Annotated in this window: 14 protein-coding genes, 2 tRNA genes and 2 pseudogenes; 7 read left to right on the top strand and 11 right to left on the bottom strand. The window is 52.1% G+C overall.

The window, feature by feature from the left end; genetic code table 11:
• The first annotated feature begins 67 nt into the window (after positions 1–67).
• Entirely contained in the window at positions 68–967 is a 900-nt protein-coding gene (locus ACR0MQ_RS09720) for a LysR family transcriptional regulator (RefSeq protein WP_170771786.1), read from the top strand.
• 134 nt (positions 968–1,101) lie between these two features.
• On the opposite strand, the gene ACR0MQ_RS09715 is transcribed toward ACR0MQ_RS09720, so the two are convergent.
• Complete coding sequence (locus tag ACR0MQ_RS09715; protein WP_170771788.1) at positions 1,102–1,473, bottom strand: winged helix-turn-helix transcriptional regulator; 372 nt, start codon at positions 1,471–1,473, stop codon at positions 1,102–1,104.
• 100 nt (positions 1,474–1,573) lie between these two features.
• Here ACR0MQ_RS09715 and ACR0MQ_RS09710 point away from each other — a divergent pair, with 100 nt between their 5' ends.
• The gene (locus ACR0MQ_RS09710; RefSeq protein ID WP_170771790.1) at positions 1,574–1,876 is read left to right on the top strand and encodes a DUF1330 domain-containing protein; all 303 of its coding nucleotides are present in this window, start codon (positions 1,574–1,576) and stop codon (positions 1,874–1,876) included.
• A gap of 331 nt (positions 1,877–2,207) precedes the next feature.
• On the opposite strand, the gene ACR0MQ_RS09705 is transcribed toward ACR0MQ_RS09710, so the two are convergent.
• Positions 2,208–3,035: a class I SAM-dependent methyltransferase gene (locus ACR0MQ_RS09705; RefSeq protein WP_480607676.1), complete on the bottom strand. Its 828-nt coding sequence runs from the start codon at positions 3,033–3,035 to the stop codon at positions 2,208–2,210.
• A 705-nt stretch (positions 3,036–3,740) separates the two neighbouring features.
• On the opposite strand from ACR0MQ_RS09705, the gene ACR0MQ_RS09700 reads away from it, so the two are divergent.
• The 3 genes and pseudogenes from ACR0MQ_RS09700 to ACR0MQ_RS09690 all read left to right on the top strand — a co-directional run bounded on the left by ACR0MQ_RS09700 (position 3,741) and on the right by ACR0MQ_RS09690 (position 6,160).
• Entirely contained in the window at positions 3,741–4,571 is an 831-nt protein-coding gene (locus ACR0MQ_RS09700; RefSeq protein WP_170771722.1) for a hypothetical protein, read from the top strand.
• A gap of 242 nt (positions 4,572–4,813) precedes the next feature.
• Positions 4,814–5,782, top strand: a pseudogene (locus ACR0MQ_RS09695) (reverse transcriptase domain-containing protein); the annotation flags it as partial.
• 279 nt (positions 5,783–6,061) lie between these two features.
• Positions 6,062–6,160: transfer RNA gene (locus ACR0MQ_RS09690), tRNA-Val, on the top strand.
• A 153-nt stretch (positions 6,161–6,313) separates the two neighbouring features.
• Here the strand turns inward: ACR0MQ_RS09690 and ACR0MQ_RS09685 are convergent.
• The 5 genes and pseudogenes from ACR0MQ_RS09685 to ACR0MQ_RS09665 form a co-directional block, all read right to left on the bottom strand.
• A complete protein-coding gene (locus tag ACR0MQ_RS09685; protein WP_480607673.1) occupies positions 6,314–6,892 on the bottom strand; it encodes a membrane dipeptidase in 579 nt (192 codons plus the stop codon).
• A gap of 83 nt (positions 6,893–6,975) precedes the next feature.
• Positions 6,976–7,422, bottom strand: a pseudogene (locus tag ACR0MQ_RS09680) (membrane dipeptidase); the annotation flags it as partial.
• A gap of 180 nt (positions 7,423–7,602) precedes the next feature.
• Positions 7,603–8,781, bottom strand: a complete 1,179-nt coding sequence (locus tag ACR0MQ_RS09675) for a carbohydrate porin (RefSeq protein WP_480607670.1) — start codon at positions 8,779–8,781, stop codon at positions 7,603–7,605.
• Complete coding sequence (locus ACR0MQ_RS09670) at positions 8,778–9,542, bottom strand: DUF3299 domain-containing protein (RefSeq protein WP_480607667.1); 765 nt, start codon at positions 9,540–9,542, stop codon at positions 8,778–8,780. The genes ACR0MQ_RS09675 and ACR0MQ_RS09670 overlap by 4 nt, the downstream gene beginning before the upstream one ends.
• Positions 9,543–9,568: 26 nt before the next feature.
• Positions 9,569–10,966: a metal-dependent hydrolase family protein gene (locus tag ACR0MQ_RS09665; RefSeq protein WP_480607664.1), complete on the bottom strand. Its 1,398-nt coding sequence runs from the start codon at positions 10,964–10,966 to the stop codon at positions 9,569–9,571.
• Positions 10,967–11,105: 139 nt separating this feature from the next.
• On the opposite strand from ACR0MQ_RS09665, the gene ACR0MQ_RS09660 reads away from it, so the two are divergent.
• A complete protein-coding gene (locus tag ACR0MQ_RS09660; protein WP_170781158.1) occupies positions 11,106–12,110 on the top strand; it encodes an AraC family transcriptional regulator in 1,005 nt (334 codons plus the stop codon).
• A 207-nt stretch (positions 12,111–12,317) separates the two neighbouring features.
• Here the strand turns inward: ACR0MQ_RS09660 and ACR0MQ_RS09655 are convergent, their stop codons facing one another.
• From ACR0MQ_RS09655 to ACR0MQ_RS09640, 4 genes are all read right to left on the bottom strand, one after another.
• Positions 12,318–12,653: a hypothetical protein gene (locus ACR0MQ_RS09655; RefSeq protein ID WP_170771803.1), complete on the bottom strand. Its 336-nt coding sequence runs from the start codon at positions 12,651–12,653 to the stop codon at positions 12,318–12,320.
• A 201-nt stretch (positions 12,654–12,854) separates the two neighbouring features.
• Positions 12,855–12,931: transfer RNA gene (locus ACR0MQ_RS09650), tRNA-Arg, on the bottom strand.
• 21 nt (positions 12,932–12,952) lie between these two features.
• Positions 12,953–13,429, bottom strand: coding sequence for a GNAT family N-acetyltransferase (locus ACR0MQ_RS09645; protein WP_480607659.1), 477 nt, complete (start codon positions 13,427–13,429; stop codon positions 12,953–12,955).
• Positions 13,430–13,442: 13 nt separating this feature from the next.
• Positions 13,443–13,754, bottom strand: coding sequence for an ETC complex I subunit (locus ACR0MQ_RS09640; protein WP_480607656.1), 312 nt, complete (start codon positions 13,752–13,754; stop codon positions 13,443–13,445).
• 34 nt (positions 13,755–13,788) lie between these two features.
• On the opposite strand from ACR0MQ_RS09640, the gene ACR0MQ_RS09635 reads away from it, so the two are divergent.
• A complete protein-coding gene (locus ACR0MQ_RS09635; RefSeq protein WP_480607653.1) occupies positions 13,789–14,391 on the top strand; it encodes an SRPBCC family protein in 603 nt (200 codons plus the stop codon).
• Positions 14,392–14,397: the final 6 nt, after the last annotated feature.

Below are 14,397 nucleotides of genomic sequence, written 5' to 3'. Positions count from 1 at the left end.
GATACTTTGGATCACTTTGTATGGTAAGATGGCTACTTGGATCACGTCTTGAGAGAATTTGGAACAGATGGCACATAAGACAGAAATCGAGATCCTTCTGGCCGTTGTTGATCACGGCAGTTTCTCAGCCGCCGCCAGAGTGTTGGGATACACCCCGTCCGCTGTGGGTAAACGGGTGCACCAGCTGGAAGAGCGGTTGAGGGTGCCGCTTCTTGTCCGCTCAACCCGGCGCATGGCCTTGACCGATGCAGGACAGCGATATGTGGAGGAAGCGCGGGGTCTTCTTGCTCGCCTGACAGCGCTTGAAGAGGATATTGCAGATGATGGCGACAGGCTGCGAGGCACAATCCGCGTGACAAGCGCCGCGGCTCTTGGTCGCCTGCATGTAGTTCCCCTTGCGATCGAATTCATGGAACGACATCCGGAGGTTGAGATCGAATTGCTGCTGACCGACAAATCGGTCGATTTGGTCGGAGAAGGTTTTGACCTTGCGATCCGCAGCGGTGTCTTACGCGACTCGTCCTTGGTCTCTCGAAAACTGATGACCAACCGGCGAGTACCATGTGCCGCAACTGCCTATCTCGAACAGCATGGCACCCCTCAGCGACCGGAAGAGCTTACCACACACAAATGTCTGCGCCTGCGCCATGAGATGCACCTTTCGGATTGGGGGTTTGCCCGAGCACCACACAGGCATGCGCGGCTTGGCCCCGGCTTCATTTGCAACAGTCTTGAAGCTCTCCACGCAGCGTGCTGCGCGGGGCGAGGCATTGCTTGGCTGCCAGAGTTTCTCATCTCCCAAGACCTGCCAAATGGCCACCTGGTGCCGATGTTAACTGATTTCACTGAACAAGACGCTGGCGGTGGGATCTTCATTCTACGCCCGGAAACAACCTTCCTGCCGCGGCGGGTGCGGGTTTTGATCGATTTCCTGGTGGACCACTTCCCTGGCATTCGAGCCGACTGAACCGGGGAATGCCTGACAACTTCAGCCATTTTCTTCAGACACGGGAAATACTGATCCAGGATAGCGCGCGACCGGACATTGGCCGCATGTGCCTACGTTCTCGGCTAATAAGCAACGATAAGACTGAATAGACTTCAAGTTTCCTTGGAAGCCTGCCGTTGGGCAAACACTTTGGCAATGTCTTCTCGGTTTTGCTGAGCCCAGCCGTGGATTAGCGCAATTGGCTCCACCATCTTTTCCCCCAACGACGTCAGTGAGTATTCCACATGGGGCGGGACCACATCATAGACCGTACGCTTAACTACACCCCAGTCTTCGAGATTGCGCAGGGTTTGCGTCAGCATCTTTTTTGAAATGCCCTGCAACCGCCCTGCTAACTTTCCGGGGCGTTGGGGGCCAAGAGAAAGCGTATAAATCAACCCTGGAACCCACTTCTCCGACATTAGCTCAAACAACTGACGCGTGGAGCATTTCAGGTCGTATTCTTCTTTGCTGATCGGGCGCATTCCACTTTTCCAATGGTTACCTCGAGGTACCTACTTGATGTTTTGTAACCAATGTTCAGCTTGTGAGCCAGAGATACACCGGCCTTCAAAGGATTAAACCATGCCCGCCTACATGCTGACATTCCTCCGCGTCAAAGATGCAGAAACACACGCCCGAGACTATCTTCCGGAGGCGCACGCGATTTTGCTCAAATATGGCGGTAAACCTCTTGCTGTTACTGAGGATTTTGAAGTGATCGAGGGAAACCTGCCCAAAGGACGCCTGATTTTGATGGAATTTCCCAGCAAAGAGGTCGCCAAAGACTACTATCTTGGACCGGAACATCGTCCATACAAAGAAATACTGGACAGGGTTGCATCCTGTGATTTGGCCATTTTCGAAGGTGTAACAGCGCCAAACTAAACCGTCATTGGGCGTTCCACTGCTTCTGCAGCGAAGGCCAGCATTGTTGCGCTTTGCTTTAATTCGCTCTGCAGCATATCTCGCAGGCGCAGCGAACGGCAGCTTTGACGGGCTGCAACGCAGCAACCGAGTGTGGCAGCCAAAGGCCGGTTTGGGCCGTCCTTTGGCAGGCCAACGGTGGCAATCAGTGCTTCGAAGTCACTCGTGCAAGATGCAGCATCTGGAATTATAGGCTCGAAGCGGTCGCTCGTAGAGTTTGGGCGAACGTCTGCTGTAAGTGGACAAAGCTGCCGTTCGGAGAGCGTGCGTAATCACCAAAGGTTTGAAAAAATCAGCGGCGAACGGCCGAAATGATGACAGACGGAGCCGGAACAAGAAAGCCACCATTGTGCATGGTGCCTAGAGTGCGAGCACGTTCTGCCAAATCAGAGCGAATTGAATCTCGCTTCATAGCTGGCTGCGATCCCAACAGTGATGCCGCGCGAACGGCACCTTGGTCAAATGCATCAAACAAATCTTCAGGTTGCTGTACATGCAATTCAGACGGCACATCGAACAACTGAACCTCTGCAAATCCCGCGTTGGTGACCATAGGTTCAGCAGAAAAACGGTTGGCAAGCATATGAGCATCTGGTCCAAAAGGTAGTGTTACAGAGGGGTCGCCCAGTCGTCCAACCGCATCGAACAACCAACCGAATGCACCATCTGATCCTTTCCCTTTCCAGATTGAAAACGCGATACGCCCTTCTGGTCTCAATACCCTTGCCGCTTCCGCCAAACCGCGTTCAGGATCGGGAAAGTGCGGTACACCGAAACCAATAGTGACAGCGTCAAAGCTGTTATCGGCAAAGTCCATCGACATCGCGTCCCCTCGAATGAAGGAAGCGCCTGGCACAGCAGTCTGAGCAAGGGATATCATGGCCGCAGAAAAGTCGAGCCCAGTTACAGAAGCGCCTCTTGCCGAAAGCTCTGCAGCGACAACACCGTGCCCAGTGCAAAGATCAAGAACTGTTAGCTTTGGTCCAGCCGACACCGCGTCCGAAAGCATCTCCGCAACAAGGAGCGTAGCTCGGTTGAACCCATCTGCGTAACCTTTAACGATAGCTGGATTGGCCCAGCCTTCGCGCTCCATCTTTTCAAAATCATCAAGGTTGGTCATGCATCCCCCAAATCAAGTCAGCGCAGCATCAACAATTTTCTGAACCCAATAGAGCCCTCTTCGCACCAAATGACAGCCTCCCTACAGCCTCGCCACAGCGTCCGCAGTGGGCTCGTTGCGGTCACTCACTACACTCCGAACCAAGGTCCGCTTTGTCTCAGAAAGTGAAAGGCTTCGTTTTTTGGTGCTGACTCTAGAGACAAATCATCGGCGGATGATACGCGCTCTGACCATCCTTCACTATTTTCGAAACTATGGGCCGCAGTGGAAAACACTAGCGGCTCTTTTTCACATCTTGTGGATTTGGTGCTATCTGCCTCTGAGGACACAGCTTCTTTGGATCAGTCCAAGGGAGAACCAAAATGATTTCCTCGGAAGAGATGTTGGTGGCTGAGGTGGGTACCCCCCATTAAGTGCCGCTTGAAGCTCTCAGTCCCTCTTTGTGTGACTCTACGGTGATCCTAGTAGCAGCATTCCTGATGCCGACGAGAGCATTTTTGGCAGGGGGTTCCAAACGGACAATTTAAGAAAGCAAACGCGAAGCGGCTACCCCTGTAATGCCCAGCGCTTAGGGGTCTCCAACTGTACCGTTAAGATACGGGACCAACTTCCAGATAGCTGAGAACAGCTGCTTGCAGAGGTCTCTAAACGGCCTCTTGCGGAAGCAAAACCAACCTCCAATCGCATCAAAAGAACTTCTAGTACATGAACACACGTATTGAACCTCTGGTGGAGGGCGAAAGCCTTTTGCCGTCACACACCCTTTGCCTTGCTTGTGGGTCTCTATTCAAATTCCGAAAGAGCAAGAAATATTGTTCTGCTCGTTGTCGTAAGGCTGAAAGCAAACGTAGAGAACGACAACACACACCTTCCAACGCAAAGTCCAGCTACGACAAGGCGAGGCAACAGGAAGAGAAATTTGAACTCGCTCTGAGGATGTCAGAAAGGTTGTACACACTGCCACCTGAAGAGCGGTTGGGATACATTGAAAGGATAATCCAGCTAGCTAGGAATGGCGACTCTCCGATCATAAGAGATATTCTCACCACTCCGAAGCTGTTGAAACCCAATCCTGAAGAGCGTTGGTTGTTCTACCGAAAGCGACCAAGCGTCTACTGCACGATTGCTCAAGCAGCTAATCGCTATACCCTCAGTTCTCCTTGGCGGTCGTCAGTTGATCGTGTCGTTAAGGGGCTCGTTCCTGATCCCGCTACCGGTGAAGTTTTAAAGGACGGCTCCAGTGATGACCAAGGGCAAGGCTTCCAATCATCAAAGCAAAAAGCGTCGACACCCTTAATAGAAGAGGAAAACCTTGGGCGACCTCCGTGTCATCCTTGGTACGGTCTAGGTGATCGATACCCAAAAGAACCGCAACCCCGAACCAATATTGGGGAGCTTGAAGAGAACTCCAAGCCCAATGAAACGATCACTTGGGCTGAACTTAACGCTGCTGTTGAGAACGCAATCACAGCAGCAATCGAAGCCAGCAAACATTCAAAACTGCCACATCGACCCCCACCAAATTGGGGTTGTTAGAACGATAAAGCGTCGACACCCTTATATAGAGGCAAGCAGTCACATCGAAGAAATCTCTTAAGCAGAGGCAACTTAGATAGGATTTCCTCAATATCACTTAGAGTATGCCGAGGACAACTTTATAGAAGCAGTGGCTTGGATCATCCTCTTAAACGCTGACCTAAGCCACGTAATGAGGACATCAGGTAAAACCTACCGAGAGGGTCGATAAGCGCGTCGCATATGCAGCAAGCGAGGCGTCACCCAACGACCGTTTCTTGAGGATGGATGTAATTAACTTCTACCCCAGTATAGTCCACGAAATACTGCTCGACCAACTTGCCCTTCGAGTATCGGATACTCCAGCACTCGAACTGGTTTCCCAAGCAATTACAACACCGATAGGATTTGCTGAAAAAGAAGAGCGGAAAATTGGAGTACCACAAGGCTTAAGTATCTCAAATATTCTCTCGATGATCTATTTGCGTGACTTTGATTTCACCTTTGATCTCAAGTTTAACTACTTCCGGTATGTCGACGACATTTTGATACTGGCTGACTCGGAAACGGTTTCCGACGTTCACTCCGAAGTGAGCACCCATCTTTCAGAAAAGCTCAAACTAGAAACACACCCGCTTGAAGAGGAAAGTGGTAAGACCGAGATATCCCATGTTGAAGCCGGTACGGACTACCTTGGGTACAGAATAAGACGGTCTGGGTTAAGCATAAGAGATCGATCCTATAAGAAAATGTTCCGTGCGATTGTAGGATGCCTCAGGACACTGAAAGGCACCGCAACAACGGAAGAAGTACTGTGGAAACTAAATCTGATTGTGACCGGGTGCAGGTTCGAAGAACGTTCCGTCGGCTGGATCTTCTTTTTCAGACAATCGACTGACATGGGACAGCTATTCCGTATGGACGCTTTCTTGAAGAAGAAGATGAGCGAATATGGGATGGCCCACATGACAGATCGAAGAAAGACTTTTGTGAAAGCCTATCGAGAAGTCCGCTATAATCGGGAGGGGACCACATACATCCCAGATTTCGACAGTTTTACACTTGCCGACAAGATACACGTAGTCTCACTAATTCGTGGTATCTCTGAGGCTAGGCTAGCACAAATGGACAGGGATCAGATTGACGAACTCTATTGGTCAATAGTGCGAAGGCAGGTCTCAAAAATGGAACGGGAGACCGTTGATTTTGGAGCTAACTCGGGAGGTTACTAGCCCTACTATTGGTAGGACAATCAAATGTCTCTCATAGACCCTCAACATCCCTGCGGCGTAGTCACATCTACAGTTTTGTTATCCTCAGCACCCTGACGAGCCACATCATCGGCAACAACTACACCGACAGCCGTTCACAGATCGAATGGTAATCCACCTACCCGTACATGTAACGACTTGACCTCTGATTCCGTTACAGTAAGTGTCGTACTCGAACCACGAGGGTTCACCTGAGAAAACTGCAGTTGATGCTTTGGGAAAACACGCACAATCCGTCACGGGTGATTAGCTCAGACAGCGGAGCGTCTGTGTAACAGTTGGTAGAGCGCTTCGTTTACACCGAAGATGTCGGGAGTTCGAGTCTCTCATCACCCACCACTCTTTCCCCCGCGATGTACCAAGAATTTTGTTGGCTAGCTCCGGTTTGCTGTCCTGCGCGTGAAGCTGTCTTCTCTGCGCCTTTACCACCTTTGATGGGAAAAGAATTCTCCAAGAGAGCTGATTTGGGCCCTGGAAAAATACACGGGCGGATCAACGCGAATAGAACCCATCACGAAGTTCTTGCCTCAAGCGCAGACGCTCGGGGTATTCTTGCAGGAATTGCTCAGGCGGTTTGCCTTCCCAAACTTGCGCATAAACTCGCATCTTGTTGCCACCATAAATCTTTGCAAGGTCCTCGTTTGAGTAGCCTCGCGCCCAAAGGTCATCGGTAATCGCCGCAAGGATTTTGGCAAGTTCGCCGTTACCGGTGGCTCCTTTGTTGAACGCGTCGATCATGTAGCCGCCATCATCGTACATGCTCGCGTTTGCAGTTGCGAACTGTACAACAAGCTCGGTCGAAAACATGTCGTCCGTTGCGATCCCGACATGGTCGATCCCGACAAGTTGGACATAGTAGTCGATCATATCAGCAGCCTGCTTGGGCGAGATATCCTCGGGCCAAACGCCGTCCATCATCCATTCGGTGAAGGTCGGAGAAATGTAACCGCCCGATTTGGCCGCGCGTAGCGCTTCGTCGTCCGGAATGGCTCGATAGCATCCACGTGGCGTGGCGTTAGGTTCGTTCGCATAAAGCCCAGCTGGGACAGAGTGCGTATAGACATAAGGCACGCAGGATAGGTCTCATCCATATAGTTCATGGCGTCGTCGGCCGTTTTTGAACCCGTGTGGCTTAGATCGAGCAGGATACCGAACCGTACCATTTCATCGATGACCGACTTCCCCCAAGGCGTCAGACCAATGTCGCGCCCGTTATAGGCCGCCAACTGCCCCGATCCGGTTCGGAAAATGTCATTGTAAGCCAGTATCATACTTTTGATCCCCATATCCTTTAGCAATGCCATTTTTTTAAGATCACCGTTCAGGATTGTGGCGGTTTGGCTGTTCCAGATGACGGCCGTCTTGCCTTGTAAATGGGCGGCTTCGATATCTCGGGTTTCATTGACGATCAGGTAGTTTTCCGGTTGTTGCGCCATTGCCGAGCGAAAGTGATAATGCTGTTCAAGCAGGGTTTCAAAAGTCATATCTGCTGCCGCGAGCGTCATTTCGTGCCCCGTAATGCCGTTGTCCCGAGCACGCGCGAAGTAAGTATGAAGCTGGTCGTAGTCGGTCCAACCAGTGCCGTAGGGGCTGGCCAACATGCCGAGGACGATTGTGTCTTGCACGAATTGCTTCGCCTCTTCTGACGCATCCCATGTCTTGCTTTCTTCGCTCGCGTGTAGTGCGCCACTAAAAGTGATCGCGATAGCGCTTACGGCCAACAGGGTCTTCATGACAGAACCTCCCTAACTGTTTTGTTGTTAGCGCCACATTCGAACCCGTCAGAAAACGATCCGGGTTCTTAGACCGAACAGCGTAATGCTATCCTGGGTGGGGTTCAGCAGCGGGTCAGAAATGAACTGCAGTGATGGCGTGATCTGCAGTCCGGGCGAGATTGAAAACCGGTAGAATGCTTCCAGAGTGAATTGATCACCATCTATGCCTCTTGCCTCGGCCCAGTTCAGGCCCAGCCCGGCCAGATCGGTATTGCGACCGTAATATCCTAGACCCGCAGAAACCGACCGATCGTAAAGCGCCGCTGTCCCTTTTGATGCCCCTGCCCGAAAGAATGGCATCCATGTATTGCCAACAAACCAAGCCGCTGAGAACGCGGCCCCATAATCTTCAGGGCGGCTGCCATCGTCGGCTGCATCCGCATGCCAAAGGGTCAGGTGAATATTGTCGAAGTAAATGCGATCAAAGCCAGAGGTGTAACCAAGTTCGAGTGACTTGAAGAGATTGCCATCGCTAAACACATCAAAGTTTGGATCAGACGGGTCGGCGTTTGCGTCTGAGACGCTCGCAACAGCGTAGAAGTTTTCGCTCAGCTTTACCCCACCGGCGATGCCAAGGCCTTGATTGGGTGTGTTCATAGTCGGATTGGTGTTAAAAGACAGGTTCTGAAAACCACTGTAGGGGCTTACCAACCCATAGATATCCACAAAGTCCGTTACATCAATCTGGCCAACTTGCAGCGTCCACGAACCGTTCTCGGCCCTTTGGGTCCAGAACAGATTGGTCAGCAGCAGACCATTATCGTTGAAGGCTGTTCCCGTGATTGAAAGGGCTCCGCCATCCAGCCCCAAAAACTGTGGGGCGACATTGGTGTAGCTGTGTCGATCTTCGATCTTGAATGTCAGAGAGCCGCGTTCAGTTGCCTGCCAACTACCGTAGAAACGCGCAATCCCACTGGCCGCTTCGCCGGTTCCCAGATCAGCATTTGTGGATTGGCCCAATGCCAAGTAATCAATGTTGAAGCGAAATCCTTCCTCGGCTACTCGATCTTTCCACTGAAACCAACCCGGAGCGATACTGCGCGGAAAATCGGAACGATATTGTGGGTCGGTCAGCCCATCTCCGGGCGCAAGATCAGCTTCGACCGAAGATGGTCCGGACAGTCCCTGAGCCGACGCTGCGCCAGCGAAGGTAATGCTCAATGCGGCAACCAGAAGTCTTATCATTCAGACGCCCTTGCCCCACCGGTCTTGCGATTGCCCGCCGCTCGGATACGATCAGCGGCGCGCTGTTTCCATTCCAGCCTGTCTGCCTCCGTTTCCAGAGTCTCGACCCTCTCCGTCTCCAACTGGAATGTCGCATTCATTGGCATGAGGCCGTCCACAACCATCATATTCTGAACAGAAGGATCGATAGTCAGCGTGCCAGTCAGCCGAACGGGTTCGTGGAAGTAGCTGGGCGTCCAGTCCCCATTTAGCCGTACACGGATCATTTGGTTGGGCGGAGGTGGAGGCATATGGCTACACATCCCACGTTCTGGCACCAAATACGCCACAGGCCGACCGTCAGGATCATTCGAGGCAGGAATGGCAAAGCCCGTCAATGTAACTATCTGACCGTCGAATTGCGGATTTCCGATTGTTCCTGCTTTTCTTCGCCGTTCCTTCACAGCCTCTCGCTGATCGAGCAGCCAGTCGACATCAATACCATTTGCCGCCAAGGCGTCCTCAGTCTCGGTCAGAAGCTCTTGCCATTTCTGCCTTTCTTCATTGCTGCCAACGTCCCGCTGCAATCTGCCGCGCAGCCGAACGACGTAAAGGACATCGTCGAACTGTTCTGCGCTCAGATCACGATAGGGGTCTTCAAAGACTTGCACAGACGGATCAGGCAGGTCAGACCAATCCAACACGGTTCCAGGCGCCGCCATGGCAGGATGACCACACCAGAACAACCCTGCGAGAATGACGAAACGAGACCAATGGGGCATGAGCAAACTCTGTCTACATTTTTCGATCAATCCAGTGTGTTTTTGTATATCACACCATCCTTCATGATCAGTCGGATCGTATCTGGGCTTTCAGGCCTTGGGTCGGCACCGAACCACTGATCACCCGTTCCAACAACCGAGAAGTCTTCAAGTGGATTGCCGTCGATCAGCAGGATATCCGCATAGGCTCCTTCCTCAACAACGCCCAGTTTGCCTTCAGGATAGGGGTTCATGAACGACCCGGACAAAGCGGCGATTTCACCGCCAGTAGATGTCATTGCGACCAAAGAGGCGTGGGAACCAAAGAACTCATTATTGAGATGCTTTTCATAGGCAATTTGAATATTGCAGGCTGCCACAGAACCTACGCAGTCCGTGTGAAACCCTCTTTTGGCTGGGCACTCATTCATGTTTTTTATGTAGTCGCCAAAAGCCTGCGTAGCGGACTGTGCCTTTCGTAAGCTGGCTGGGACATCTCGAATGGCAGGAATATCAAAGAGATTTGGATCAAATGCGGTGAGATTGGTTGTGATGTAGGCTCCTTTCTCTTCCATCAGCGCTGATATTTCACAATCGAACATGAAGCCGTGTTCAATTGATCGCACACCAGCATTCAGAGCCGCCATGATAGTTTCCTTTCGGTAGGAATGGGCCATGACGTAGCTTTCGTATTCGTTTGCAACCTGCACGGCCGCTTCTAATTCTGCCGTCGATCCAGCCAACAACTGCCACGGGTCAAACGCTGAAACTACACCGCCTGATTGCATGTACTTCAGTTGTGTTGCTCCCATCCGGAAGTTGTTACGAGCAAATTTGTACATTTCGGAGACACTGTCGACTTCCTGGGCCATATTCAGGCGGCTGAAGTTTGAAGACTGGCCAACAGGCGCTGTAAAGTTGGCGAAATCTGCATGGCCACCACGCGTACTGAGAAATGCAGCCGCAGGGTAGAAACGCGGCCCGGCAATGGTCCCGCTGTCGATTGCGCGACGAAGACCTCCATTAGCGCCACCTGCATCTCTTACGGTAGTAAAGCCTTGCAGTAAGTACATCTCAGCCATTTGAGTGCCGTGTATCGCAAGGTCTTCCCAAGTGCTGTTGGCTTCCATTGCGGGTAATGTCGGCCCAGGCAGCATAAGGTGTGCATGATTTTCGATGAAGCCGGGGGTCAATGTCCGTCCTTCTCCATCAATGACTGTCGCATTGGGGGCATCGATCGCATCGGTTGAGACGGCCTTAATCAGATTACCCTCGACCAATACGCTGGCATTCTCGATACGCTGTTCATTCACGCCATCGAAAACATGCACATTGGTAAATAGCGTTTGGGGTTCTTCTTGATCCTGAGCCTGCACGGACGTTGAAAAAGAAAGAGCTGCAGCGACAATTACCGTCGAGCAAAGGGACAATCGTAGATCAGACATAAGTACTCCCTTCATATTCATGTTTTACAAACTGTAGTCTGGAATACCTTGGCTCGGTTGCCACTTTTGAGTTAAGATGTTCGAATGTGATTGAAAAACTGGCCACTGCGGAAAACTAATCTAAACAAGGGTGACGGGCTTGCCTTTCAACTCCACCTCTCAAGAGCATAGCGAGGGCTTTATTCGCCTCTCTTTAGCCGCTCCGTTCCTGCAATATCTGACCGAACGTAAAATCAATCCGCAATCAGCATTGGACCAGGTCGGCTTGAAGGCCGAGCTGCTGTCTGACCCATCCGTATTTGTACACTCAGAGTTGGTTTACGGCTTGGTGAATACTTTCTCAGAGTTGTCCGGTGATCGATACCTTGGCCTGCATGTCGGAGAAACATTTGACCTGCAAGGATGGCCTCCGTTCGCTCAAGCCTTGCAATCGACAACGAGTCTGTTCGAGTTTTTTGCCCGTTTTGTTGGGCTTGTACCGCAGGAGTCAAACTCTGTGCGGCACAGCCTTGTCATTGAAGCTGACAGGGCGACTTATCGAATCGAGAGGCAACAGGAACCGACTGTCCCACCGGTTCAGGTTACCGCTTTTGGAGCCGCAATCTACGTACGCCTATTGCAGACAGTCGTCGGAGACTCCTGGAACCCTTCCCGTGTTCGATGGGAAAGCAGATACATCACTGGCCTGCCTATCAACTACAAGGGGATCGAGGTTGGCCTTGGGACTGATCCCGGAATGCAGATTAGTTTTCCTGTGGAATGGTTGTTTTTGCTCCACGTCTCTGAAGGCTCGACCAAACCATTGGCTTCGCCTCGACAAGATGAAGAAGTGACCGTGGTAGCTGCTTTGCGATCTGTCTTACGCGACAAACTGGACGAAACCGATTTGGGATCAGAGCGGGTGGCTGGATTGCTGGGAATACAGCCGGATCGGTTTCTGAAAGCGCTTCAGCAACAAAGCACGACGCTACCCCGTGAGATCAAACGGCTGCGTGTCGATGTCGCTAAGAAGCACCTCCGAGAAGACAAGATGACAATAGCGGAGATCGGCCTGATGCTCGGCTACTCCGACAAGTCCCATTTCACCCGCTTCTTCCGAGGTCAAACCGGGATGACACCGACCAAGTTCCGCCTTGGTGCTTAATTACGTTACTAGTTCTTGGATTGGCTCTCTATTGCTTGATAAGTGAGGACAGACAAGAACTTGCATTTCATTTCTTGGATCCCCTATCTTTGGATTGCTGAGGGATAGCTATTTCGCCACCAACCGGAATTGGAAGGCGATGAACACCTGAACTATCGAAAAGCGAGCCAATATCAGTGCCTTGGTCGCGCCGTCGGTTCAAATCAATTAATGCCCGGTAATTTCCCGACACGCGCCTTTGCCCCAGCCAGATTTACTGCCTGAAGCCGAGTAGTCGAAGGTGCCTTTTTCCGGGTGTACATTGTAGTGCAGTGTGTAGCCATCGCCAATATACAGGTAGGTCAAAGTGTCGAGGCCGGGGAACACATCCACGTCTTTGTCGATGTCACCTATTGTAATGTGGCCCTTTTGCTGCCCGTCATATTTAACCAGTTTGGCTGCCATTTCCGGATGTTGTGCATCCGGCGCGTCACATTCAAACACGCGCTCTTCGGCAAATGCAGCCGCAGGCAAAAAGGCAAGAAGAAGAGCAATCTTTTTCATTGGATCCCAGTCCGTATTCCGTCACTTTCTCTGCGTCGGCTATTGGCTATTCTGGGCGTAATTTTGTCTAAACTCAGGTCGTAATGCGTTCTCTAACTCAAGCCATATCTCATACCGATACGACGGATTTTTCATCCGCAACCCGAAGGTTCGCAAAAGTATCCGGATCGGCCTCGGGTACTGAGTGTTGAAGGTATGGAGTGGCGATCCCTGAAGGACTCGAACCCTCAACCTGCTGATTAGAAGTCAGCTGCTCTATCCAGTTGAGCTAAGGGACCGCTGAGCCCTTCTTGCGGCTTTTAGCGGGCGGGTTCAAGAGCCAAGCGCATGAAGGTGCTGTTTGGGTCGTTTTCATAGCCTACAATCGGACCGCAATATGAATACCCCAGCGATTCATATAGCTTGCGCGCCGCGTCATAGCCTTGCAGATGGTCAGCGCCAGTTTCCAAAACCAACGCAGATAGTCCTTCATCTTGCGCGATCTGCGCAAGATGTTTCATCATCACCCTCGCAAGCCCCCTACCACGTGCCTCGGCCAAGATATGCACCGATTTGACCTCGGCGGTGCCGTCGGGCAATGCCTTTAGCGCGCCACACCCCAACGGGCGGCCGTCCTCATAAAGCGCCCAAAATCGCACTCCGGTGGCGGCAAGTGAGCCTGCATCCATTGTGTGATTGCTTTCGGCAGGGCCAGCTGCTGCGCTATGCGCGAAATGGGCTTGAATGATGGCGCGCATTTCCTCGGCGCCGGGATCGGCTTCGCGGATGTCGATCATTCAGGATGCCTTGTCAGTGAGTCCAGGGCGCGCGCCGGTCTGTGGCAAAGTTCTCACCATAGCCGCGGGCCCGCAAGTTCGGCTTGCGCTTGTGCGGTTCGCTCACCTGTGCATCGATGCCGTTGTCCTTGGCGTAGTTCAACGCCTCTTCCTTGGAGTCGAATTTCAGACGCACCTGGGTTTGCGTGTCATTGGACGAGGTCCAGCCCATCAGCGGATCAACTTCGCGCGCCGAAGCAGGGGCGAATTCCAAAACCCACTTGCGGGTCTTGGCCGTCCCTGAGGTCATCGCGTTTCGCGAAGGCTGGTAAATCCGTGCGCGCATGTCGCCTCTCCGTATTCACTTGGTGGGCTTGTTTATGCGTCAGAGCGCGGCCCGGGACAAGATGACAATTGTCGCGGGCTGCAACAACATCCTGATGACAGGAACTGTCATTGGCAACGCCTATGATTTTCGAAAGATCAGCCAAAGGATTGAGCAGATGATCCATTATGAACGAACCCTTGAAATCAACGCGACCCCCGAAGCCATCTGGGCGGTACTCAGCCGGTTTATGCAGATAGACGAGATTGCCCCACAGATCGCATATGTCGAGGCCCTGACGCATGGGGCAAATGGCATTGGGTCAAAGCGGCGTTGTTACTTTGAGAACGGAACCTCTTTGGTCGAAGAGGTGACAGAGTGGGACACCAACCGAGGTTACAGCGTGCGCCTGTCCGATATGACAGCGATGCCCCTAACCGATGCGCATGCCACGATCGCAATCGAACCGCTGGACGGGGCTAGCACCCGGGTGATCTGGAGCATCGATTATGCCGTGAAATATGGCCCCCTCGGCTGGTTTTTAGGGCAGACCTTGATGAAAATGATGATGTCGAAGGTTCTTGACAGCAACCTGAAGGCACTGGCCAACAAGGTGAATTCGGATCACATACCGGATGCTGAACCCGCCTATTACTGAATCAGA

This window comes from Ruegeria sp. AN6, assembly GCF_056540425.1.
Note: the sequence above shows the minus strand (reverse complement) of the source record. Positions and strands in the feature narration are given on the sequence as shown.